The sequence below is a fragment of the Paenibacillus sp. NPDC056579 genome, from assembly GCF_042793215.1.
Classification (GTDB): domain Bacteria; phylum Bacillota; class Bacilli; order Paenibacillales; family NBRC-103111; genus Paenibacillus_S.
The window spans coordinates 103,290-127,027 of the sequence record NZ_JBHTVD010000012.1 but is presented as its reverse complement, the minus strand read 5'-3'; the positions used below and the strand labels follow the sequence as shown (position 1 = coordinate 127,027).

Annotated in this window: 19 protein-coding genes; 12 read left to right on the top strand and 7 right to left on the bottom strand. The window is 52.3% G+C overall.

What is annotated here, in order from left to right; translation table 11 throughout:
- Positions 1 to 64 precede the first annotated feature (64 nt).
- Positions 65 to 979, bottom strand: a complete 915-nt coding sequence (locus ACFQ88_RS32855; protein ID WP_379461150.1) for a helix-turn-helix domain-containing protein — start codon at positions 977 to 979, stop codon at positions 65 to 67.
- 674 nt (positions 980 to 1,653) lie between these two features.
- Between ACFQ88_RS32855 and ACFQ88_RS32850 the strand changes: the two genes are divergently transcribed.
- The 6 genes from ACFQ88_RS32850 (at position 1,654) to ACFQ88_RS32825 (ending at position 7,117) form a co-directional block, all read left to right on the top strand.
- Complete coding sequence (locus ACFQ88_RS32850) at positions 1,654 to 2,157, top strand: dihydrofolate reductase (RefSeq protein ID WP_239629756.1); 504 nt, start codon at positions 1,654 to 1,656, stop codon at positions 2,155 to 2,157.
- 85 nt (positions 2,158 to 2,242) lie between these two features.
- Entirely contained in the window at positions 2,243 to 2,569 is a 327-nt protein-coding gene (locus tag ACFQ88_RS32845) for a hypothetical protein (protein WP_239629754.1), read from the top strand.
- A gap of 197 nt (positions 2,570 to 2,766) precedes the next feature.
- Positions 2,767 to 3,558 (top strand): SDR family oxidoreductase, encoded by a 792-nt coding sequence (locus tag ACFQ88_RS32840; RefSeq protein WP_379461147.1) that lies wholly within the window; start codon positions 2,767 to 2,769, stop codon positions 3,556 to 3,558.
- 96 nt (positions 3,559 to 3,654) lie between these two features.
- Positions 3,655 to 4,848 (top strand): chromate efflux transporter, encoded by a 1,194-nt coding sequence (gene chrA / locus ACFQ88_RS32835; RefSeq protein WP_379461145.1) that lies wholly within the window; start codon positions 3,655 to 3,657, stop codon positions 4,846 to 4,848.
- A gap of 143 nt (positions 4,849 to 4,991) precedes the next feature.
- Positions 4,992 to 6,404 (top strand): LCP family glycopolymer transferase, encoded by a 1,413-nt coding sequence (locus ACFQ88_RS32830; RefSeq protein ID WP_379461143.1) that lies wholly within the window; start codon positions 4,992 to 4,994, stop codon positions 6,402 to 6,404.
- Positions 6,405 to 6,433: 29 nt separating this feature from the next.
- On the top strand, positions 6,434 to 7,117 hold the full coding sequence (locus ACFQ88_RS32825; RefSeq protein WP_379461141.1) for an aspartate/glutamate racemase family protein: 684 nt from the start codon (positions 6,434 to 6,436) through the stop codon (positions 7,115 to 7,117).
- Here ACFQ88_RS32825 and ACFQ88_RS32820 read toward each other — a convergent pair.
- The 4 genes from ACFQ88_RS32820 to ACFQ88_RS32805 all read right to left on the bottom strand — a co-directional run bounded on the left by ACFQ88_RS32820 (position 7,114) and on the right by ACFQ88_RS32805 (position 11,421).
- Positions 7,114 to 7,560: a hypothetical protein gene (locus tag ACFQ88_RS32820; RefSeq protein ID WP_379461139.1), complete on the bottom strand. Its 447-nt coding sequence runs from the start codon at positions 7,558 to 7,560 to the stop codon at positions 7,114 to 7,116. The genes ACFQ88_RS32825 and ACFQ88_RS32820 overlap by 4 nt on opposite strands.
- A gap of 142 nt (positions 7,561 to 7,702) precedes the next feature.
- Entirely contained in the window at positions 7,703 to 9,085 is a 1,383-nt protein-coding gene (locus ACFQ88_RS32815; RefSeq protein WP_379461137.1) for a sensor histidine kinase, read from the bottom strand.
- Complete coding sequence (locus ACFQ88_RS32810; RefSeq protein ID WP_239629738.1) at positions 9,082 to 9,762, bottom strand: response regulator transcription factor; 681 nt, start codon at positions 9,760 to 9,762, stop codon at positions 9,082 to 9,084. The genes ACFQ88_RS32815 and ACFQ88_RS32810 overlap by 4 nt, the downstream gene beginning before the upstream one ends.
- Before the next feature lie 432 nt (positions 9,763 to 10,194).
- Positions 10,195 to 11,421 carry a glycosyltransferase family 2 protein gene (locus ACFQ88_RS32805; RefSeq protein ID WP_239629736.1) on the bottom strand — a complete coding sequence of 409 codons (1,227 nt, stop codon included), beginning with the start codon at positions 11,419 to 11,421 and terminating at the stop codon, positions 10,195 to 10,197.
- A 140-nt stretch (positions 11,422 to 11,561) separates the two neighbouring features.
- Between ACFQ88_RS32805 and yyaC the strand changes: the two genes are divergently transcribed.
- Positions 11,562 to 12,134 carry a spore protease YyaC gene (gene yyaC, locus ACFQ88_RS32800; RefSeq protein ID WP_379461134.1) on the top strand — a complete coding sequence of 191 codons (573 nt, stop codon included), beginning with the start codon at positions 11,562 to 11,564 and terminating at the stop codon, positions 12,132 to 12,134.
- A gap of 156 nt (positions 12,135 to 12,290) precedes the next feature.
- Here the strand turns inward: yyaC and ACFQ88_RS32795 are convergent, their stop codons facing one another.
- Positions 12,291 to 12,869 carry a TetR/AcrR family transcriptional regulator gene (locus ACFQ88_RS32795; RefSeq protein ID WP_239629732.1) on the bottom strand — a complete coding sequence of 193 codons (579 nt, stop codon included), beginning with the start codon at positions 12,867 to 12,869 and terminating at the stop codon, positions 12,291 to 12,293.
- Between the two features lie 197 nt (positions 12,870 to 13,066).
- Between ACFQ88_RS32795 and ACFQ88_RS32790 the strand changes: the two genes are divergently transcribed.
- A complete protein-coding gene (locus tag ACFQ88_RS32790; RefSeq protein ID WP_239629730.1) occupies positions 13,067 to 13,357 on the top strand; it encodes a hypothetical protein in 291 nt (96 codons plus the stop codon).
- Between the two features lie 198 nt (positions 13,358 to 13,555).
- On the opposite strand, the gene ACFQ88_RS32785 is transcribed toward ACFQ88_RS32790, so the two are convergent.
- Positions 13,556 to 14,320 (bottom strand): sulfite exporter TauE/SafE family protein, encoded by a 765-nt coding sequence (locus tag ACFQ88_RS32785; protein WP_379461131.1) that lies wholly within the window; start codon positions 14,318 to 14,320, stop codon positions 13,556 to 13,558.
- A 154-nt stretch (positions 14,321 to 14,474) separates the two neighbouring features.
- On the opposite strand from ACFQ88_RS32785, the gene ACFQ88_RS32780 reads away from it, so the two are divergent.
- The 4 genes from ACFQ88_RS32780 to ACFQ88_RS32765 all read left to right on the top strand — a co-directional run bounded on the left by ACFQ88_RS32780 (position 14,475) and on the right by ACFQ88_RS32765 (position 23,708).
- Positions 14,475 to 16,034, top strand: coding sequence for a sensor domain-containing diguanylate cyclase (locus tag ACFQ88_RS32780; protein ID WP_379461129.1), 1,560 nt, complete (start codon positions 14,475 to 14,477; stop codon positions 16,032 to 16,034).
- 176 nt (positions 16,035 to 16,210) lie between these two features.
- Positions 16,211 to 16,597 carry a VOC family protein gene (locus tag ACFQ88_RS32775; protein WP_239629724.1) on the top strand — a complete coding sequence of 129 codons (387 nt, stop codon included), beginning with the start codon at positions 16,211 to 16,213 and terminating at the stop codon, positions 16,595 to 16,597.
- 353 nt (positions 16,598 to 16,950) lie between these two features.
- Positions 16,951 to 18,669 carry an S-layer homology domain-containing protein gene (locus ACFQ88_RS32770; RefSeq protein WP_379461126.1) on the top strand — a complete coding sequence of 573 codons (1,719 nt, stop codon included), beginning with the start codon at positions 16,951 to 16,953 and terminating at the stop codon, positions 18,667 to 18,669.
- Between the two features lie 8 nt (positions 18,670 to 18,677).
- Positions 18,678 to 23,708, top strand: coding sequence for a glycerophosphodiester phosphodiesterase family protein (locus ACFQ88_RS32765; protein ID WP_379461124.1), 5,031 nt, complete (start codon positions 18,678 to 18,680; stop codon positions 23,706 to 23,708).
- Positions 23,709 to 23,738: the final 30 nt, after the last annotated feature.

Below are 23,738 nucleotides of genomic sequence, written 5' to 3'. Positions count from 1 at the left end.
AAAAAATCGGTCTCTCCTGGGGGAGGACCGATTTTTTATTTTGTCTATAAAGCAAGCCCGGAAGTTATCCCCGCCTAGTTTCCGACCAAATATCGGATACGGAGACGCCCAGCTCCGAAGCGATCAGCTTGGCGGTCAGCTGCTGCGGCTTTTTGATTTTGCCGTTGCGCAGTTTGGAGATCGTCTGAATCGTAATGCCGGTAGCCTCGGACAGCCATTGGGCGGTAATGTTGCGCTGAGCCATAATAATTTTCAACCGGACGGAAGGATCCTCGGTTTCGTCGAATGGCTTCAAGTGGCTGATGACAAACGCAATCTCCTGCAAATTGCCGAAGCCGTCAAAGAGAGGATGGATGGTAATTTTCATCTCCAGCTCGATTTGATCGTCCAGCTTCGTCGTACGCAGAATCAATTGTTTCGTGTGCCTCGTATCCGAGATTTCCTTTAACGCTTGCCGTACCAGCTCATGCTGCTCCGCGGCGATTGTTTCGAAGATAGAGATGTTCATGTACTTGCTCTGATGCCGGACGATCGGATCGAAATAAATATCGTAATGCTGAATGATATAGTTATGGTTAATAATTCCGGAACAGAGGATCGGCTGAGCGGCGATTTGCTTTTCGATCCATTTTTTTGCGCTGATATTATTTATGAACACGACCAGCAGCTTATCATCGCCGTCATCGACGCGATATGCCTCGGTTTCGAAAAACACCTCGATATTGCATTTGGACAGCACGGACGTCTCCGATTTGACGAAAAAGCCGTGCGGAAGCCGGTATAATTGAACCGCGGGCGGTGTATCGTATTTTTTAATGAGCAGACGGCTCGGGTCCATCTGCATTAATTCCTCTTTGGAATAGCCCGAAATATTGCATAAAGGTTCGTTTATTTCCACGAAAGAGAGCTTGTTGGCCTCTATCCGAATGATTCCCATAGGTTTCTTGATTATACGGACCAAAGCTTCAACGGTTAGCAAAATAACCCTCTCCTGCTGTGTAAGTTAAGAGACGTGTACCAGTATACAAATGATATCGTGCAACAAACAAGAGCCTATAGTTACCATTTTATAATGATCCTTGGCCCAAAGGGACTTTTCGCATAATAAGTTAATAATTTAACCTCGATTAACAGATTCGCCATGAATAGAATCAATTGGACAATAACGGGCTGCTGTTACCGATTCTTAACCAACTAAACGATTTTTATGATAAAAGATTTATTCGTATAATAAATATGAATCATTTCCGCTCCATTCCAAAGAGCTTCGAAACTAACTATGACAAAGGAGTGGAATCTACCGTGAAACGATGTATGATCGAAGGATGCGACCGGGCGTTAAAAGCAAAAGGCTTGTGCTCGACGCATCATCAACGGCTTCTGCGCAACGGAAATCCTAACATAATCCGTAAAAAAACAAAAAAAGAGCCTAAGCAGTGCCAATGGATCAATTGTAAGGGACACGCCGTATCCAAGGGATACTGTTCAAGACACTATTACATTTATAAAAAGCTGAAGCTTTATGAAAACGCCAACAAAACCGAGATGTATGAAGCAGGCGCAACGGCGTCTTTATAGTGCAGGGGAGTAGAGTATGGTATGATACAGGAAGTTTAGACCATACAAGTACTTTCCAAGGAATAGAGGCTGACGATGATTATTTCTTTTATAGTTGCCATGGACGAGCGCCGCGGCATTGGCGTCAACAACAAACTGCCTTGGCATTTGCCTGCGGACCTGGCATTTTTCAAAAGAGTTACGACCGGACATACGATCCTTATGGGGCGCAAAACCTATGAATCCATCGGAAGACCTCTTCCCAAGCGGCGTAATGTCGTCATGACGAGGGACCGTGGATTTGCGGCGGAAGGCTGCGAAATGGTACATTCCGTGGAGGAAGCGCTTGAACGGTACGGCTCAGAGGCGGAAAGCGGAGAACTGTTCGTTATCGGAGGCGCTGAAGTGTTCCGGATGTTTATGCCGCATGCCGACAAACTGTACATAACGGAAATCGCACATACGTTTGAGGCCGATACGTTTTTGGATCCGGTCGATGCTTCTGAATGGCGCGTGCTCTCACGGGAAAAAGGGCCGCGCGATGAGAAAAATCCTTACGATTACGAATTTGTTATTTACGAGCGGCAGCGGTCCGTATAGACCGGCTCACAGGAATGAAGTCCGGCGTTTCGGAGCATCTTAAGGTTGAGACTTCAAAGACTTCAACCGAGAGGAAGTGCGTCCTGTGACAGAGGTAAACCAGCATCAAATGCCGCTTCGTCATGTCGTCGATAATGCCGAGAAAGCCATTCAGGTTGCGAAGGATGCCGAGATGGCGGTCCGCCACGCCCAGCAGGAATCGAACCCGCGAAAGCTCGCCACCGCCATTCAGCAGCTGGAGACGGCGCAGCGAGCCGTAGAGCAGGCTCAAAGCCAGCTCGACGCACAGATCAGCGAGCATCATCATCAGCATGAGCAGGAGCTCAAGCAGGTGCAGGAGCAGCTGACGCAAGCCATGCAAACCGTTGAGATTACCAATGCCAATACGCTGCAGCCGCGGCAGATGCGATAAAAGCAGCGAGCCTAAGCTGCTGGAAGACCAATAGAATGAAATAACAGTCCGAAGCCCGGTTGCGACCGGTATTCGGGCTGTTTTTTCTTTGAATAGAAGCGGCGAATTTCGTTGCTAGCCAAATAAGCTCTTTTACGGAGAAGCAGTTCTCTTTCATAATGAAAGAAACCTTATGTTAACTGGAAAGGATGAGAGCTATGACTTCAAAGGCTGAAAGATTGAAAGGGCATGTGGCGATCGTTACGGGAGTGAGCCGGCCGCTCGGCATCGGTACAGCAATATGCCGCACTCTGGCGCAGGATGGAGCCGATGTGCTGTTCACCCATTGGCGTGCCTATGACAGGACGATGGAGTGGGGAGCGGCAGAGCATTGGCCGGAGAAGCTGTGCGAAGAACTCCGAGCGTCCGGTGTGAAGGCGGAGCATTTGGAGATCGACATGTCGTCGCCGGATTCGCCGTACCGGATCTTGGATACAGCCGCCGGGAAGCTCGGGAATCCGACCGTCCTTGTCAATAACGCGGCGCATTCCACGAGAGACGGATATCAGCAACTAAGCGCCGACATTCTGGATGCGCATTACGCCGTCAATGTGCGGGCCGCGTGCCTTCTGAGCGCGGTATTCGCACAGCGTTTCGACCCGTCTTCCGGCGGCGGGGGACGGATCATCAATATGGTCTCGGGTCAGGATAAAGGCCCGATGCCTGGAGAGCTGGCTTATGTCGCGTCGAAGGGAGCGATCTCGGCCTTTACCGTATCGCTGGCAGCGGAGGTGGCACCATTGAACATTACAGTCAATGCGGTGGATCCGGGGCCAACCGACTCCGGCTGGATGACGGATGAGTTGAAAACGCTGCTGCGTCCCAAATTTCCGATGGGCCGTCTCGGCAGACCGGAGGATGCGGCGCGACTGGTCGCTTTTCTTGCCAGCAGCGAGGCGGAATGGATCACGGGACAAATCATTCATTCCGACGGGGGCTTTCGCGATTAATTGTCGATTTCTCTGTTTACCTCGTGTCGATTGAATGGTAATCTGAATAGGAGAATATACCCAATCGGAACCTACGGGAAAAGGCGGGAGCTTGCGGTGAATCGTTGGAGGGCTTGGCTTGAAATAGGAAAGGTATCTTTGCGGCTCGGGCTTACGTCCTTCGGTGGCCCTGTCGCTCATTTGGGCTATTTCCGCGACGAGTACGTGCAGAGAAAGCGATGGATGGATGAGCAAAGCTATGCCGATCTGGTTGCATTATGCCAGTTTCTTCCCGGGCCTGCCAGCAGCCAGGTTGGCATCGGAATCGGCTACTACCGCGGCGGAATGCTGGGCGGTCTCATAGCATGGCTTGGCTTCACGCTTCCATCGGCGCTTGCGTTAGCGCTGTTCGCTGCATTGTACCAGGCCGTCGATCCCGGTGCTTCCGGGTGGATTCACGGACTGAAGCTGGCAGCGGTAGCGATAGTTGCGCAAGCAGTATGGGGGATGGGCAAATCGTTCGTAACGGACAGATGGAAAGCGGCTGTTGCCGTCCTATCTGCCGTCATTTTGCTGATGTGGTCTTCCGCCGCCGCGCAATTGACCGTCATCGTCGCGTCGGCTATGGCAGGATGGCTGTTGTATCGGCATACCGGCGGACAGGAGTCCGGTCCGAAGCAGACTATCCAGGGGAAAGACCGTGTTCCCGGCATGAAATTGGCGGTTAGCGCATTATTGGCGTTTGCGCTTCTGCTTATCGGGCTTCCGCTTCTGAACGCCGGCACAGGCTCCCAGCTTATTGCTATAGCGGATAGCTTCTACCGGTCCGGCTCGCTGGTATTCGGCGGCGGGCACGTCGTGCTGCCGCTGCTGGAGAAGGAAGTGGTCCCGTCCGGCTGGATGAGCCAGGAGCAGTTTCTTGCAGGATATGGAGCAGCTCAGGCTGTCCCGGGACCATTGTTCACGTTCGCCGCCTATTTGGGCATGGTCATCGGCGGATGGCCGGGTGCGGTTATGGCGACGCTCGCGATCTTCTTGCCCGCCTTCCTATTGGTCATCGGCGTGCTTCCGTTCTGGGACCGGCTGCGGTCGCAGCCGGCGGTAAGGGCGGCGTTAACCGGTGTTCATGCGGCTGTCGTCGGCATATTGCTCGCAGCGCTGTACGACCCGGTATGGACGAGCGCCGTGGAATCGCCGGCCGATTTCGGCCTAGCGCTTGTCCTGTTCGGCGGCTTGGTCTTTTGGAAGCTGCCGCCTTGGCTTGTTGTCGCTGCTGCGGCGCTGGGAGGCTTGCTTCTTCCGCTGCTGTAGCGGCGGGGAAGCAGCGCAATACGACACGATTTGGACAACGATAGACAAACTCGCGAAATTTTAATGTTTTTGTCATGTTATTTTAATGTTTAACGTTTATAATCGTAACCATGTTTTTTTGTGAAATGAGGGATACGATACGAATGGTTAAAAGAATTGTCAAGATCGCACTGTCTTGTCTCCTCGTCGGTGCCGCTACAGTCGGCGTCTACGCCTACAGCTTAGTTCAGGATACGAATGAAGTCATAGAAAAAATTGGCACGCCGGAGCAGGTCGCGGTAGCCGAATCCGCTAAAGTAAAACCGCTTACATTTCTTCTTATGGGAATCGATCATCGTGTAGAGTCGGGCAGCTTGAATTCCGATGTCATGATGGTCGTTACAGTCAATCCGAACGATCAGTCCGCCACACTTGTCTCCATTCCGCGGGATATGCAGCTTGATCCGAAAGGGCTGCCTGAACGCAAAGCGAACTACTATTATCCATACTTCTACAATTCAGACAAAGATACGGCTTTTGCCAATACGAAAAAGGTGTTCCAGGAGCTTCTGGGCATCCCGATCGATTATGCCATGACGATAGATTTCGACGGCTTCCGTCAAACCGTAGACATTCTCGGAGGCTTGACGATCGATGTCGATATGGATATGCGCTATGTCGACGACGAAGACGGCACGAATATCAATTTGAAGAAAGGCGTATCGAAGCTGAACGGCAAGCAGGTGCTTGATTTTGTCAGGTACCGCAAGTCCAACCGCGATACGCAGGATTCCAGCGATTTGGAACGCAACCAGAGGCAGCAGCAGGTGCTCGGAGTCATGCTCGACTCGTTGAAGAGTGCCGGAGGGATCACGAAGCTGTCGCAAATCATTGGGACGGTAGGCAATCATATGCGCACGGATGTGCCGGCCTCGCAAATTCGCGATTTGATCAGCACCTACTTCAACATGAATCCGTCGAACGTCGATTACATCCATCTTGAGGGTGTGTGGGAAAGCCCGTATGTCATCGTCAAAAAAGAAGACATAGAGCAGGCAAGCAACGCCTTGAAGCTGGAGCTGGGGGAAACCGTTTCGCCGCCAACGAAGGAAGATTCGTTTGAAGAGAAAGAGGATACGACAAACACCAGTACATACGGCACCGTCAAACCGGCACCAGGGAGCTCGAAATCGAGCGGTGTTACAACTCCTCCCAAATCAACGACGACAGGCAAATCCAGCGTAAGCCAGTCCACTTACGGTTCCTCTGCGACCAAAAGCTCGACCGGCAGCAAGACTTCCTCCGGGACGGCCGGAAAGCCGCAGACGGATAGCGGCAAAAAGCCGTCTTCCGTCAATGGCACGCAGCAGAAGGAAACAGCTGACCGCGAACAGGAGCCGGGTATGACGACCGGCAATCGAACCTCGTCGGATAAAAATCAACAGCCGGGTTCATCAGGCGTGAACCGGAATCCGGCATCTCAAGATTCATCGCAGGATCAGAAGGAGGGGAGCAAGCCAGCATCCGATTCCACGGACTCTAAACAGGCACCGGCATCATCCGATTCGAACCGATAGTCTAGATTCACACGGACGGAGGACACTACATGAAACAGACCATAGGATGCTATCATGCCCATTATTCGAATATAGACTATATTCAGCAGGCCATGGAGCCCTTCGACGTCGAGCTGGTGCATTTCGTCGATCCGGGACTTGACCGGCGCAAGTCGGATGCGGCTTTCCCGGTCGAAACGGCGCAAGCTCGAATACAGGATACGCTGGTATGGGTCGAATCCGCCCATGTGGATGCGATTCTGGTAACCTGCACCTTTTTTACGGCTCATATGCCCGACAGCGATGCACTACCTGTCTCCATTCCCGTCGTTAGAATCGACGATCCTTTGTTCGAAGCGATATGTGCTGAAGGGCGTCCGCCGCTGCTGGTGTTCACGAATCCCGCAACCGTGGACGGGACGGTCCGCCGTTTGATTCAATATGCAGAGGGAAGAGGGATGGAGCTTCCCGTTAGGACTCATTTGCTGGAAGGTACCTTCGATATACTGATGCGGGGGGACAAAGAGACGTACCTGAGCAAGGTTACGGAGGGGCTGATGAATTTGGCGGCAGAGCACCCGGACCATCAGCTGTGGGCGGCTCAGCTGTCGATGGCGGGCGCAGCCGGGAGAGCGGAAGAAGCTGCCGGGGTCCGCATCGGTGATCCATTGTCCGAGCTATCCCGATACATGGAAAAGGGGCTGCAGCTGAAGCCGCGCCCCCGGACAAGTTAAAGTTTCATACTTACAATGAACACTATCGATACGATCAGGACCATAAAGACGGATAACGTTGTAATGTATCCGGACAGCGGGACTGCCGCGGCTTGATGATGTCCCTGATCCAGCCTTTTCTTCACCTTGCCGCTCAGGATGCCGGTGACAAGAAGCGCGAGCACGATGATCATGCCGCCGCCTTTTTCCATCGCGTTAAGCCATAGCGGCTTTTCCGATCCTACGCCCATCTGCACGATCATGTAGACTCCGCTTCCAAGCACAACGACGGCGCTCGGATGAGACAGCCAGCTGAACACCCGGATCAACCGCTTCATCACGAAGCCGCCCGTATCCGGGCTGGTTTGCTTTTGCAGCAGCGGCAGTACAACGATAACGGCGAGCAATGAGCCCAGCCAAACGAATAATCCGGTTAAATGTAAAAACAACATAAAACCAAACATCGAATCCACTCCCTTTTTTGTCGAGTAAGCCTGTTGGACGCCTAAGGGAATGCGATGGAGCAGCAGCTCATCGTCACACCATATCGTCCCTCTCACAAGTGAAATTGTAGGACACCAATATGAATGGACGATGAACGGAATGTTACAGAAACGGGAGCCGGACCGTTACGACAGTTCCTTTTCCAGGCTCGCTGGATGAAACCTCGACCGTGCCGTTCTGCAGCTCGACGATTTTTTTGACGATGGACAAGCCGAGGCCGCTGCCCGAACGGGTGCGGTTTCTTGCTTTATCCGCCTTGTAGAAACGGTCGAACACATAGGGGACTTCGCTTGCCGGAATACCGACACCCGTATCGCTGACCGTGACGGCTATATGCCGCTCCTCGACCGTCATGGCAACGCGAAGCGAATCGCCTTTGCGGCTGAACTTGATGCTATTGCCGAGCAGATTCAGCCATACTTGATACAGCAGCTGCTCGTCGGCTTGAATGACGACATCGGGCAAATCGAGCTCAATGTGCAGCTCCTTCTCGCTCCACTGCCACTCCAGCAGCAGTAACGCCTGACGGATTTGTTCATCCAGCCGATAGGACGACAGCTTCAGCACGGTTTCTTCTTTATCGAGCGATGCTAGGGTGAGCAGCTGCTGGCTTAAGGAAGACAGGCGCCGGCTCTCCTCCTCGATGATTTTCAAATATTTCGCCTCTTCCTCGGGCGACGTTTCCTTTTGAAGCATCGTTTGGGCGAATCCTTGAATGGATGTCAGCGGAGACTGAATCTCGTGCGACACGTTGGCGACGAACTCCTGGCGCATTTGCTCGAGCCGCTTCAGGGAACCGGCCATGTGCGTAAAATGCCGGGCCAAATTGCCGATCTCGTCTTTCCTCGACATATCGATCTCGATATTATAATTGCCGCCGACGATCTTGTTCGTTGCGCCAGTCAGCAGCTGGAGCGGCTTTACGATATAGCGGGTCAGCAGAATGATCAGTCCGATGCTGAACAGGAAGGTCAAGCCTAAGAGCAGCCCCATAAGGATACGAACCTCGCCGATCTGCTCCTCCAGATTCGGACGGATGAACAATGCATAGGCTTGCCCGCCCGATTGCAGGGGGATGCCGGCGGTGTTTCGCAGGCTGTTCTCGAAGAAGCCGGTCACCATAAGCCAATGCCGCTCTTCCTCCAGCCCGCGGTACGTTTCCCCTGCCAGCACCCGCCGGGCTATGTCCATATCGAAGGCTTGATGCTTGAACGGAGCTCCGTAGAAGGTGCCGCGAAGCCCGCTGTCGACAGCGTAGATTTGAAAGCCCATGTTGGCGATGCGGGGCAGCAATGCTTCCATCCTCGTATCGGGCGTCTCTTCCAGCAAAGAGCGAATTTCCTGGGCAATGCGGACGATTTTATCCTCATTGTATTCGCGGATTTGGGCCGTGTAATAAACGTTCGTCACAAGCAGCGCAATGATACTGCTGACCATGGCCACAAGAATAAAGGTTAGGACGATGCGCGTATAGAGTGTCCTCATCCTTCCTGCACCTCAAGCTTATAGCCGAGTCCCCTTATCGTCGTAATGACAAAGTCGTCCGTTTTATCGTAAAAACGGTCGCGCAGCCTTTTGATATGCACATCGATGGTGCGGCTGTCCCCTTCGTAATCGGCGCCCCAAATATGCCGGAGCAGCTGCTCCCGGGTGTAAATCCGTCCCGGATTGCTGGCCAAATGCGACAGCAGCTCGAATTCCTTTAGCGGAATCGTATAGAGCTCGTCGTCAATCCGGATTTCGTAGCTTTTGCGGTCAATCGTCGTATTGCGCAGCTTAATGATCTCCGACGAAACCATTTGATACCGGCGCAGCAGCGCCTTGATTCGGAACAGAAGCTCCCGCGGCTCGAAAGGCTTCACGAGGTAATCGTCCGTGCCGGACAGGAAGCCTTGTTCCTTATCCTCCATGGAGCCTTTGGCCGTCAACATAATAACGGGTATATCGTAATGGGAACGGATTTCCTCACACAGCTCCAGACCGTTTTTGAAAGGCATCATAATATCGACGACGGCAAGATGGATGGGCTCGTTTTCTAATCGATGTGAAGCCTGCTCGCCGTCCTCCGCCTCGTGGACCACATAGCCCTCCTTATCGAGATGAAAACGGAGCAGCTCGCGGATATGGGGATCGTCGTCGGCCACTAACAGATGCATTCTCATGAATCGTACACCTTCTTCTTGGACTTGTCCTTGTTGCGGAGATATACCGTTACTATAACGAGAAATGGGGTGGAGATTCAAATAGGTGCAGCCTTATGCCCAATGGGCCTGAAAAAAACAAATAAGACACGGTGCGCCCGTGTCGGTCATTCATCTATAGATTTATCTATTGTATAAACCAAGCTCAGCTGTTCAAAGTGGTACACTGATAGGCTGCAACAAGAAGAAAAGTAAGCACGGTGACGACCGTTACATAAGTGAATTGCCTGATCGATAAATTCATGGTCAGCTCCCCTTTATTTCAGCGCCGGCTGCCGTGATCGATGAGCCGGGTAGGCTTCGATCAAGCTTTCGAAAACGCCCTTATGTTTTTATCATATAATAACATAACTAAAGCTTGTGTAAAAATTTCGTAAATGATGGCTGGAAAAGCTAACGCTGCATTTTCCTCAGCTCGTCCAGCGAATAAAAGGTGCCCCGCCAATAGATTCCGTCCTGGCGAAGCGTCAACCATACCGAGCGAACCACGATGTAACTGAGCAGGCAGACAGTCAGCGGAAAGGCTGACGCTTCTCTCCCGCTGAAGCTCGTTAACGAGCGGACCAGCCTGAAATAAACGAATAGCATGACCGGTATCGATAGGGCGTAAATCCAACGCGGCCAGCCGCCGACGGCAAACACCGCTATAAATGGAAACAAAAAGAGCGCAAGCTGTCCGGCAACGGCAGCGGCGGCGAGACCGATTCGGTAGTGGAAGCCGGAGAACAAGTTTTTCTCCAGTCCGCGCACGGCTTCCTTCAAGCTGGTGTACCACTCTACGGCAATATGGTCTTTGCCGGAAGCCAGGCGCTGCCGCAGCTGCGCTTGCTTGACCCGCATACCGAGAACGAGGTCGTCGTCCGGCCGCAGCGCAAAGGCCTTGTGCGTGCCGATCTGCTCGTATGCCCGCCGGGTCAGCATGTTGAAGGCGCCGACTCCCATCCCGTGCTTGTGCTGGGTATCGACGTTCGCCCTCCACGGGCGGACATACAGGCTTAAGGTGAAGAAGAAATACGCGACGAACGCTCTGAGCCAGAAGCCGCTCACGGCCATATCGGGCGCGAGAGCCAAATGATCGACATCGTGCTGCTTCATGAAGTGAACCGCATCGGTAACCGTATTCGGCTCGAACAGCACATCGGCGTCGGTGAATAGAATATACTGTCCCCTGGCCTGCTTGTAGCCTTGATAAAGCGCATGATTTTTACCCAGCCAGCCGCCGGGAAGCGAGGTTACATGAATCACGGTCAGCGGGACGGCAATATGTCTGCGACCCTCCGACCATTTGCGCAGCTCCTCGAGCTTGCGGCCGGTCCCGTCCTGCGAGCGGTCGTTGACGGCGATAATTTCGAGCCGCGGATACGTCTGGTTCAGCAGATGCTTCACCGTTTCCGTAATCGATGCCTCTTCTTCTTTGGCGGCAATGATGACCGAAACGAGCGGAAGCTCCTGCTTGTCCGCTGCGAGACCTTCCGGCTTTTTGCCTGCGGCGCTCATAGAGGCGATGCCTTCCGGCGCATGAGGCAAATGGAGCATGCTTTTTCGCGCCCGTATCGTATCCATAAGCATGACGATCCAATATATAAGGGTAATGATGGCAAGAAGCTTGATGATGAGCATGGCGGACCCGTCCTCTTGGCAATCCGTTTTTACGGCATTATATCATGGGCGCCCGCAGAACAACAAATCTTTCCGATGCTGTGCTACAATAAGGAAAACGTTGAGGCTATACGGACAGTGGAAGAGGAGGCGATGAGGTCATGGACGGGAACAAACAAGAACAGGCTCCGGTGATTCGCAAAAAAGTAAAGGGTCCCGAGCTGGCCGATTGGCTTCTGCAGATACGGCAGTCGGATAGCGGCGCTGAGAAGCTGCTGTTTCTATGTATAGGCACGGACCGGTCGACAGGGGATTCGCTCGGTCCTTTGGTCGGGACGATGCTGGAGGAGGCGGGCTACCCGCATATCGTCGGAACGCTGCAGTACCCTTTGGATGCGAGCAATATGACCGAGCGGCTGGCGGAAATCCCGCAGGGGCTCAAAGTGATGGCGATAGACGCTTGCCTGGGACAGCCGGCATCCGTTAGCTGCTTCCAAGTATCCAATCAGCCGATGGAGCCGGGCAAATCGATGGGCAAGCAATTGCCTGCCGTAGGGGATTACTCGATTGCGGGGATCGTCAATGTAGACGGGGGACAAAAGTATTCGACCCTGCAGAGCACTTCGCTGTACAGGGTGATGACGATGGCCAAACAGATTGCAGCCGCCATTCAAGCGGCGTTTCCTCTGGAAGCTGGCGTGCGGACCGGATTGCACCGGGAGGAAGGCCGATAGTCTTCGGTATTCGGTGGGCTGGCAAGAGGCTTCCATCCGCAGCTTTTGGCTTACTAGTGGGTTGTTTAACGGGTAACAAAAAAGACAGGATTCTTCGGTACATTTCGTGCGAAATCGCCTTCGAACGAGATACCGGGAGGTCCTGTCTTTTCTATTCTACAAAGTAATGCCCTGCCAATACAACCGCCAGACGCTGCGGATCCGCGATTCGAAATCGTGGCGGGCGTAATAAAATTGCTGAATGAACGAGCCGTCCAGCAGGCAGTAATAGGAGGCGAGCAGATCCTCCTTGTTCTCGGGGCGGAGGATGCCGTCTCTCATCCCCTCTTCGAATATGGCAAGCAGCACTTCGGACAGCCCGGTTTCGGAGCCGGCGAACCGCCTTCTCAGCTCCTGCTGCAGCGATCCAGGCGGAAACAGCATCGCCCGCTTCAGGAACGTGATGTGCTCCTCGCTCAGCAGGTAGGTTTGGCAGGCGTCCTGAAGAATCGTGTACAGCTTATCGTGAACGGATTTGCCCTGGATCAACGATTCGAGCGCTGCGGCACGGTCCAAATGAGCCTGCAGGACTTCGTCAAAGATGACCAGAAACAGCTCTTCCTTGCTTTTGAAATGGGCATAGAGAGAAGGAGCCTTAATGCCGACCGCTTTGGCAATTTCCGCTAATGCCGTGCCTTCATAGCCGTATTGTGCGAACAGCCGCAATGCGGCTTCTTTAATTTTGGTGACTGTCAATGAGAGCAGCATCCTTTCACAAGAAGAAACTAACAATCATTAGGCAAGTTTATACTATATGATTTTTTGGATGAATTCAAGTTTACACTTGGCCGCCCAATTTTAAAAAAGGTTAATAAAAAGGGTTCATACATTTAACAATCGGTTTATATAATAAATATTACATTCATATCTTACAAATCGAGGGGTGGACTTAGGTGAAAACCGTTAACCATATTAATTACATGGATCAGGAAGGGCAAGTGTATTGCTGTTTGCGAAATAAAGTCGTGAAGCTGGACGATCAGCAGCGCGAGCAGTTTTGCAAAGGCTGCAGCATGTTTGCGGGCACAGCAGACGGCCGCGGCGTCGAGTGCGTGTGGGAGGATTCGCGCAATGTGAGCGAGCCGTTCATCGTTCTTGACCCGACCAAAGAGTTTTTCCGCAATCAGGTTCGTCACGTCAGCTCCAATTATATGAGCTCTCTTGTATGGTTTGCCGCTAATTGATATGAAGATGGCGACCAAGCTTTTAATAGAAAAACGGCCCTCGGACCGGTCCTTGCTTGAAGGAGTCCGTTGAGCCGTTTTTTTGTTGCCTGAAAAAGTAGTGCCGATGAGAGGATAGAGAAGCAAAAGTTACAAAGGATTGTGTCGAATTTAGAAGGTTTATGACGATATTTATCGAAAAAAACGTTATTATTTTTGTTAATGCAATAGATCCCATAGCTGTTTGCCTATTAAAATCGTAGTAACGCCGATGAACAAAGGCTTAACATAGCGGGAGCCGTGGCGAATGGCGACCCGGGATCCGACGAAGGCTCCTGCGATCATGGCGATGCCCATTGGAAGCCCGAATCCGACATGCACCGAGCCGAGAATAAAAAAGGAAGCTAGACTAGCGATGTTGCTAGCCAGGTTCAGCACCTTGGCGTTGGCGGAAGCTCCTACGAAATCGAAGCCGAGCAGCAGGAACAGGAACAACAGGAACGACCCGGTTCCGGGACCGAAGAAGCCGTCGTAATAGCCGAGAATAAAGGCGCTAACGGCAGCTATGGTTTTGCCGGTTGTGCTCAAAGGGCGGGGAGTGGCTTCGGCTCCCCAGTTTTTTTTGAATAAAGTGTAGATTAGGACTATGACGAGAAGGCTTACAACCAACGGCTGCAGAAATGCCGAGGGCAGCAAATGAACCGAATACGTGCCTAGCACCGAGCCTATGAAAGAAAGCGGAAATAAGGCAAGAACGAGCTTTCCGTTTATTTTGCCCGAGAATATAAAAGAAATGGTACTTGTTGCCGATGATAAAGTACCGCCAAGCTTGTTCGTTCCGAGCATCATGCTCGGAGGCAGCCCCGTAAGCATCAAGGCGGGGACCGAAATCAAGCCTCCGCCGCCGACTACCGAGTCGATAAAGGCTGCAACAAAGCCGGCAATAATCAAAAATACTAGCATATCCGTAGCAGGCCATTCCATAAACTATAAGTCTCCTTTTTCCCGATACCCCAAGACAGAATAGGCTTAGTATATAAAAATCGACACGATTCTACAATACTAATTTCTTTACCAAAAGCAGGTGATTCGCATCCTTCTTCGATGGCTTCGATTATACACGCTCCAACAGCAGTTAATGTTTTGGATCACATTGATAGTTGTAGTTCTTGGCCTCGTCATTAATATGACGGTCTATTGGATGGGGAAACAGGAGACGGAACGGGCCGTTCGCGCCCAAATCGAGGAAAAGCTCAATTTGCAGACGAAGTTTGTAAACCGGTGGACGCAGGAACGGTTGTCTGATCTATGGTCTCTAGCCGGGAGTGACCGCGTAAAATCGTTGGACAAGTCCTCCATTGGCAGCGAGCTTGAGAGGTTTTATATCAACCAGAATGATTTTAGCGAGATTTCCTTCGTGAACCGGGAAGGAATTGTCGTGAACGGAACCGCGATCCCGTATTGGAGCGACGATATAAAAGATACGCTATATTTTCAAGCAGGCATGAGCGGGAAGGAATACGTGTCAGGCGTCGTTCTGGAGCCGACCGAACCCGTTATCCTGTTGGCCGTTCCGATCCTCACCGATTGGGGGGAGGCGAACGGGGTCGTCATCGGGAAGGTTAAGCTCGACACGATTCATGATATTTTGCAGTCGGTGCATCTCCGTGGGATGGGGGAACAGTATGTGCTGGACCGCGACGGCATGTTTATTACCAAGCTGAGTCCCGATCAGCAAAAAGGGTTTCGAGCAGAAAGCAACCTCAGCATCGTTAAGCAGGCTAAGAGCGACCAGGAGGAGCGATCGGTCTATATCAATTACAAAGGAGACGCTGTATTCGGGGCATATCAATGGACCGAGGATCGGCGTTGGATTGTCGTTGCGGAGATGGAGCGCATTGCGGTGCTCGGGCCTTTGTACAATTCCGTGTTCGTGATCGTTGTCATTACTTTATTCGTCCTTACCATCAGCTTATACGGCATTATAGTGGTCACCCGCCGGATGGAGGTGCCGCTTGCCTTTTTGCTGCAGGGAACGAAGGTGATCAAGGAAGGGCAATACGACTACTGGATTAACCGCAGCGTGTTCAAGTATGCCCCGATAGAGCTTAGGGAGCTGTGCGATACATTCAATCTGATGAGCCGGAAGCTGAGAAGCACGGTACAGCTGCTGGAGGAGCACGCCCGAATCGATGCGCTGACCGAGCTTCATAACCGGAGATATATGCAGCAGGAAGGGATGCATCTGGTGGACGCCTGTTTGAAGCTTCACCAGCCCTGTTCCTTGCTGATGATCGACGTCGATCATTTCAAAAAAGTGAACGACTCGTTCGGTCATTCGACAGGAGACCGCGTGCTGCATTATGTGGCCGATATTTTGAAGCAAACGATGCGGCAGGGCGACTTGCTTGCCCGGTACGGAGGCGAGGAGTTCATCCTCCTGCTGCCGAAAATCGGGCTGGAAGAAGCGATGCGCCAGGGAGAAGCGATTCGGCGGCAAGTGGAGGCCGCCCCTTATTCGGATGAGGGGGTGCTCATTCCGCTCACCGTAAGCATTGGGGCAGCATCTATTGAGGCATCGTGGGAAGCGGGAGAGGATAGAGGATTTTATGAGCTTGCGGATGCCGCCGACCGGGCGCTGTACATGGCAAAAGAGCTCGGACGGAACCGGGTGGAGGTAATTCGGGGAGAAGGCTAGCAGAGCGGCACGATCCAGTGCACTTGAGGGATAACGAGCTATCAGAAGCCGGGTCGCGACTAATCCTTAAATGAAGCGATTGCACAAACGGCTTGTCCGTGATATTCTTCATGCGTAAACGGTTTTTTCCATTCTAGTAAAGTTGAGGACCTAACGGTCGGAAAGGTGGATTCGGAATGATTCACAAGCTGGAGCATATCGGAGTTATGGTCAAGGATATGGATGCGTCCATCCGCTTTTATACGGAGGTGTTGGGGCTGAATCTCGTGAAGCGCGTTGCGCTGGCAGACGGTGCGGAGCTTAGCTTCTTGTCGTTCCCGGGATCGGACAACATCGAAATCGAGCTGATTGGCCGCGGACATGACGGATTGCCGGACAACGGGATCGTCCATCATATCGCGTTCACCGTCAGCGACATCCAAGCGGAAATCGATCGGCTGAAAAGCTTCGGCGTGAAGCTGATGGACGAAACTCCGCGGACGATTTTGCAAGGAGACCAAATCGCCTTTTTCTTCGGACCGGACGGAGAGCGTCTTGAGTTTTTCCAGCCGGCAGCGAAGTAATAGACCGCGAAGACGTAGTGTTCTGCTGACGACCAAGATCGTCACCTCTCACTTTTAAAGAAAATATGCGAAAAACCCGCCTCGGCATGCCCTATTTGCCGCCAGGCGGGTTTTCGTTTTTAGACACTTTGCCGAAGCCCTCGCCGTCCACTCGGATCTCCCCATTGCCATCCTGCACATAGACTATTTCCCCAAAGCGAGTCGCATCGTTTCCCTCGTTCCTTATGCCGCTAGGAATGCAACGGATTCGTTTACAAATGATTTAAGCCTAGTTAACAAAATAAACCATTTACTCTGTTAAATTAGCTTTGTGGAACTATTTGTATAAATTTCATATAAAGGATGGAAACTTTATGGCCAATCATCGCAAATCAATCCTTCATTTCTGCTTGACGATTACCGCCGCAGTGGGATTGGCGACATCGGGCTCGCTGCTGCCTGTTCCTCCTGCTTATGCAGCCGAATCGACCGTCAAGCTGGTGAAGCTCCCTGAAAGCTTTCCGAAGGAGGGAGGCACGTTTACAGCGGAGGTGCTTGTATCTGCATCGGATATGATTGCTGGAACCGTTGAGCTCAAGTACGATCCGGCCAGACTGGAGGTTGTCGATGCCAATCCCCAAGAGCCTGGGGTGCAGGTCGACAGCGGAGGCTGGGATGCGTTCATGATCCAAAGCACGGACACCTCCAAAGGCTTGATTTCCTACAGCAAGGCACAGCTGGGAGACGGTCCTGGACGGAGCTTTGACAATGAATTGCTGTTTAAGGCGACGTTCAAAGTAAAGCCGGGAGCCTCCGGCCCGCACGGTTTGTCCATCGGAGAAGCCAAGCTGGTAAACTCGGCGGCCAAGTACATAGGAGTGGACACAATTCTGGTTCCCGTCACTCCGGATATTGACCGGGGACCCCGTTCCTCCGGGGGCGGATCCGTATCGGTACCTCAGCATGCCCAGGAGGGCCAGAAGGTCTATTCGGAGGAGCAAATACGGAATGCGCTCAAAGAGGGGATGCTGCATATATCGCTCGCCGATAACGAGCGGGAGCTCGTCTTTCCTCCTAATTTGGCTGAGCTGATGTCGGGCAGCGGAAGCGTGTCTGTCGTCAAAGGCAGCACGGCCCTCGTCCTGCCGTTCGAGCTGTTCTCCTCATTGGCGGCACTGCTATCGGAGGAGAATGCGTCGAATTCTCGAATCGTCATTCGGGTTGATGTGATGAAGAGCCCGGAGCGGGACACACTTCTTGAACAAGCCCAAAAAGGGGAGGGTGCATCGATCATCCCGATCGGGGACGTAGTGGAGCTGCAGGCAGCCATTCAAGAAAAGGACGGCAGCGATCGGACTCTACCCGCGTTTCCGAAACCGGTCAAGCTTGTCATGACGGGAAATGGACAAGCCAATCCGGCCATAACGAATTTGTACTTTCTAAGCGATAACGGCGCGCTTGAGTATGTAAAAGGGCGCTTTGAGAATGGCCGTCTCCATGCCGACCTGCATCATTTCAGCAAATATGCGCTGCTTCAATACAGCAAGGCCTATTCGGATGTACCGCAGAAGCACTGGGCTCAAGAGGCAATCAGGCAGTTATCGGCTAAAAAAATCGTCAAAGGAGTGAGTGAAACGAATTTTGCTCCGGAGCAGTCGGTGACTCGCGCGGAGTTTGCGGCGCTGCTTGTTCGAATGCTCGGATTAACCTCAGGCAGCGCCTCTGTATTCCAGGATGTTACAGCCGACAAATGGTACTACACCGAAGTCAATGCAGCGGCTGAAGCCGGGATTGTCACAGGCGCATCGAATAACCGTTTTATACCGGATGCATCCATTACCCGGGAGGAAATGGTTACCATGCTGATAAGAGCATACGCCCATGTAACGGGTAAATCGATTCAAGCTTCTATCCCCGCTGCATTCGCGGATAAGGGGCAAGTGGCGGAATGGGCATTGCCTTATGTGGATTTCGCCGCTGAGCGCGGTTTTGTCGAAGGAAGGGAAGGGCATCTGTTTGTTCCATCCGGTCAGGCAACGAGAGCGGAAAGTGTACAAATCTTAATGCGATTAATTAACAATGGCGAGGTGTGAAAAAAAGGATGAAACGTGGCTTCCGATATTGCAATATCGTTCTTATTGTGTCGCTATTATTCAGTTTATTCCAGCTTCCCGTGTCAGCCGCAGACCCGACCCCCTCACGCAAATCGATGAATGTTGCCCGTACGGCGATGCCTCCCCTCATTGACGGGAAGCCGGACGAGTCCGTCTGGCAGATGAATGAAGCTCTGCAGCAGCGCACCGGAACGGGAGACTTCGAGGATGCCCGGTTCGGGATGTTGTGGGACTATCAATACCTCTACATTGCTGTAACGATGAAAGATGACCGTCTTGTCCACGAAGCGCCAGGCTATTGGTTCGATCAGGACAATATCAGCATGTTTTTTGATCCGACACTCCACCGGTCGGCCCCGTTTGCTGCCAACGATATGCAAATCGGTCTGGTTTATCAGCCGGACTCGGTGACGCCGACCTTTCAATTCGGAGCCGCTCTGAATAATCACAGCGGTAAAGATGAGAAAAAGATTTTAAGAGCTATTCGTACAACGGATCAAGGCTGGACCTCCGAGATCGCCGTGCCATGGAGCATGCTTTCTTTTGACCCTATGTTAACTAAGCAGCTTGGCTTCGAGATGGGAGTAACGGACCGAGACGATGCAGGAGCTCAGGCCCGGGTCAGTTATTGGAGCGCCTTCCAATCGAATTCGTTCTGGAACGATACAACCGGATACGGAACGCTCCACCTGGATGAGCAGACGGTTACCTACAATAGCGACCACGTTCTTCTTCAAGAAGATTTCGAGCAAACTCCCGCCGGGCAGGTGCCTTTCGGCTGGATTTCGGATGTAAACACGGGCAGCCCGGCCTTTTCGGTAACCCGGGACACTTATGGGAGCAGGCTTTCATTTGAAGGGAACGCGTCAGGAAAGCAGGCAAGAATTACAGCTCCCGTCCAGTGGGATCATTATGTCATTGAATCCGATATGCGGTTTGAGAAGGTATTGAACTCCGAGAGATGGGCATCGGTCATGTTCCGTGTGCCGGCTAACGGCAAGAATCCTTACAACCAAATGGCCGTTAGACAAAGCGGCAAATATGAAATGGCTTATCGCACGCCAAGTAACAGCTGGTCGGTTCCGGTGAGCGGATCATGGAAACCGCTGGCCCTTCAATCCGACTATACGCTTAAGGTGAGAGTTGCGGATAATCGCGTGAAGGAATATATCAAGGCGAAGAACGATCCGGAATACACCCTGCTGATGGATAAAAGCTTTACTTCAGACCTTCTTGAGCGGGGCAAGGTGGGATACCAGGGAGATCAGGTCAACGTATCGTTCGACAATCTTAAGGTAACCCGGATTATGGCCAATCGATTGGATTTGAACGTGCCCGGTGCTATGAAGGCATTATCCGGTCCTGTAAGCGTAACAGGCAGCGTCTATTACTCGGATGGTCTGACCGAGCCAGTAGGATCGGATCGGATCAAGTGGTATTCCTCCGATGAGACGGTGCTGAAAGTGGTAGATAATCAACTCTATCCGCTTAAGCAAGGTCAAGCCACTATAAAAGCTGTGTACTTGAATGCAACGGCAGAGAAGCCGGTCACGGTGGAGCCTTCGGGACAAGCTCCTGCGGTGATTTCGCTTCAGCATGACAAAGGCTACATCCTGGCTGCGGCAGAACAAGCGGCTCAGCTGAATCAGATCAGCTTTAACGCGAGCTTCAGTGATTTTACATCCGGCACCTTAACCGGCGATCAATTGGAGTGGTCGAGTGCGGATCCGGCTGTTACCTTCGCTTCCGGCAAAATGACCGTAAGCCGCAAGGGCGTCTATACCGTCCAAGCCCGGAAGGATCAGCAAACCGTTCAAATGCTTGTAGTGGCCAAAGCTGCCGCTGATTCGGAATATGTGCTGTACGAGCAAAATTTTGACGGACTTGCCGATGGGGCCATGCCGGAGGGCTGGAGCCGTATTGAAGGCTCCACACCGGCTAAAGCCGCAGTGAAGGGAAATGCCTTTGAGATCGACGCTACGGCTTCGCCGGATAACCCGTCGCGGGTTCTTTTGCCTGAATATTTGGGCTTGTTCGGAAATTACCGCATCGAAGCGGACATTACGCATCTGGCTGCCAATGACAGCGCTCGTTGGAACTCCATCATGTACCGGATACAAAATAATAATTTCCCTTACTATCAGATGGCTGTAAGGAAGGATGCTACAGCGGCGAACGGTGTGGAATTCGCTGAGAGAACGCCGCAAAATGCGTGGAACGTACAGGATAAAGGCTCCTACACCGAAGCGATCGACGCTTCCAAGCTGTACCGGTATACCGTCAAAGTACACGGCAACCGCGTTCAGGAGCTTATCAACAATCAGCTTATCGTCAATAACGATCTGGCTTCCGTATATGCCAAAGGAAGAATCGGGCTGCAAGCCAACGGCAGCAAAATGAAGGTGGATAATATCCGTGTGAGCCTGCAGGAGGAGGCGCTGCCTCCGATGCCGGCAGACCGGTTCGTTAACGTAACCGAGCCGGACACAAGCCTCTCGCTTGCTCCGACGGTCGTTGCCGAGTTCACCTCGCTAAGCCAGCTCGGCATCTTAAGCGGGGCGACCTTGCCTGCTACCGTTGTTCTGCACATCAACGAGAATCTCAAGGTAACCAATCCGGCAGGCACACAGCAGCTGGCAAGTCTTGAAGAGGTACTGGCTGCAATCGATGCGAAGGTCATTCCGGCATTTTACGTTAAGGATGAAGAAACGGTAACTGCGTTGGTTGAACGTCTGCAAACATTGGGAATAGAGGACGCGTTCGTCATCTCTTCGGATGGAGCATTGGTGAAGAAAGCACGATTGGCTTATCCGATCCTCCGGGGAATTGTAGATTTTACATCTTCGAGCACCTCGTCCAACGAAGATCTGATGCAAATTCGAAGAACTACGAACAGCAGTTTGGCGAAGATCGCGCTGCTTCCGGAAGCAGCCGCATCCGTCGAACGTGTAGCCTATTTGCAGGAGAGACTCGTCACGGTCTGGCTGAAGGAAAATTCGGCTGCTGCCGGGAGCAATCCAGCGGGAATGCAGCGTCTGGTCACTTCAGGCACGAACGGTATTGTAACGGAGACGCCTAGCCGGGCTTTCGATGCGCTCAAGCTGTACAAGGATGGAGTTTCATTGATCCGGAAGCCGCTCAATATCGGCCATCGGGGCATACCTGCGCTGGCGCCGGAAAATACCATGGCGGGGTATAAGCTGGCTTACGAGCATGGCGCGGATGTACTGGAAACCGATATTTATTTGACGAAGGACAATCAGATTGTCATCATGCATGATCCGACCCTGGAGCGGACTACAACCGGTACGGGGAATATCGAGGATTACACGCTGGAGCAGCTGAAAGCTTTCAAAGCCAACAAGCAGTTTCCGGCACAATATCCGGATGAAGGGATCCCGACTCTTGCCCAGATGTTTGATGAGTTTAAAGGAAAAGATGTACTGCATTTTGTAGAGATCAAAAGCTACAAGCCCGAAATCGTGGCGGAGCTGGTAAAGCTGATTCAGGACAAACAGGTAGAAGACCAGGTTGTCGTCATTTCCTTTACCGGCGCTCAGCTGCAGCTGCTCGGACAGCAGATGCCCGGCATGTCGGCAGGCTTCCTCACCGGAGGCTATGCGAATGAGGCGAATGTATCCAGATCCTTAAGAGAAACGCTGAAGGTGATTCAGCCGTTAAACACGACCTTCAACACCAGCTACGACGGCTTGGGCGAAAAGTTTATGGAAGCCGCCAAGCATCGCGGCACTACCGTGTGGCCATGGACCTTCCGCAATCAGAACGACTACATCCGTTATTATGAAATGGGTACCTATGGGTTAACGACGGACTATGCGCATTGGGCTTCGGACTGGACGGCTGGGATTAAGCCGAAGCAGTCTGTGTATCCGCTGGCTTTGGGCCAATCCGTAAGCACAGCCGTGTACAAGGAATCCTATGACCGTGAAGTTACCGAGGCGGTCCCTGAAATCATCCTGATAAGCGGCGGCGAGTTTGTCGAAGTGAACGGAAATGTTGTAACCGGCAAGCAAAAGGGAACGGCTCATGCGCTTCTGGCCTACAAGACGGCCATTAATGAAAGTCACTCGTATACAATGTATACGCAGCCTGTTACATTCGAAGTCGAAACGTCGAGTCCGACACTGAAGCTGTCCGGGCCTGAGAAGGTATACTCGGGTGAAAGCTATGAGTTAAACGTAGAGGTTTCGGGCATGAAGGATGTCTATGGGGCGGCATTTAAGCTCCATTATGATCCTGCTCTGCTGGAAATCGCTGATGCGGATTCTTCCATCGAAGGTGTTCAGATCAGCAAAGGCAGCTGGATGTCGGAAGGTCATGTCGTTCAAAATGCAGTGGATCCGGCAACAGGAATCATCAGCTTCGCACAGACGCTTCTGGGGAACAGCCCGGGGTCGGCCGGTTCGGGAAATATCGCGAAGATTCAATTCCGTGTAAAAGGAAGCGACGCCAAGCCTGTTTCCTTCACTCCGGTTGAGGGCAGCATCAAATTCGCCGACAGTAACAATAACCCGATCGAGGTACAAGCATCCGGTTACCAAGCCCAAGTTGCCGATCACAAGATGACGGTGACAGGACGAGTTGCTGTTCCGGACAAGCATCACCTGGATAAGCTTGACGGCTTTAACGTTAGCTTGCTTCTGAATGGGGTAACAAGCCTTGACACCGTAACGGGCGACAACGGATCTTACCAATTTAGCGATCTGGGCCGTGATAGCTATCAAGTTGAGGTAGCGAAAGATTCCTATCTCAAAGCGAAGCAGTCGGTTCCAGCCGGCGGAAGCAGCTCGCCTGTCCTTGTACCGGATATCACGATGTATGTCGGAGATTTCGACGGAAGCGGAAAAATCGACATTATGGATATCGTTTGGCTCGCCAAAGCTTACGACAAGCAGCCTGATGGCGACTTGAAGCGGTACGACGTGGATGCGGACGGCGATATCGATATTTTCGATGTAACTACCGTTGCCAGCAACTTTAACCGACAAGCGGAATAGTCGAGGAAAGAAGCTTAATGTAAATGACGA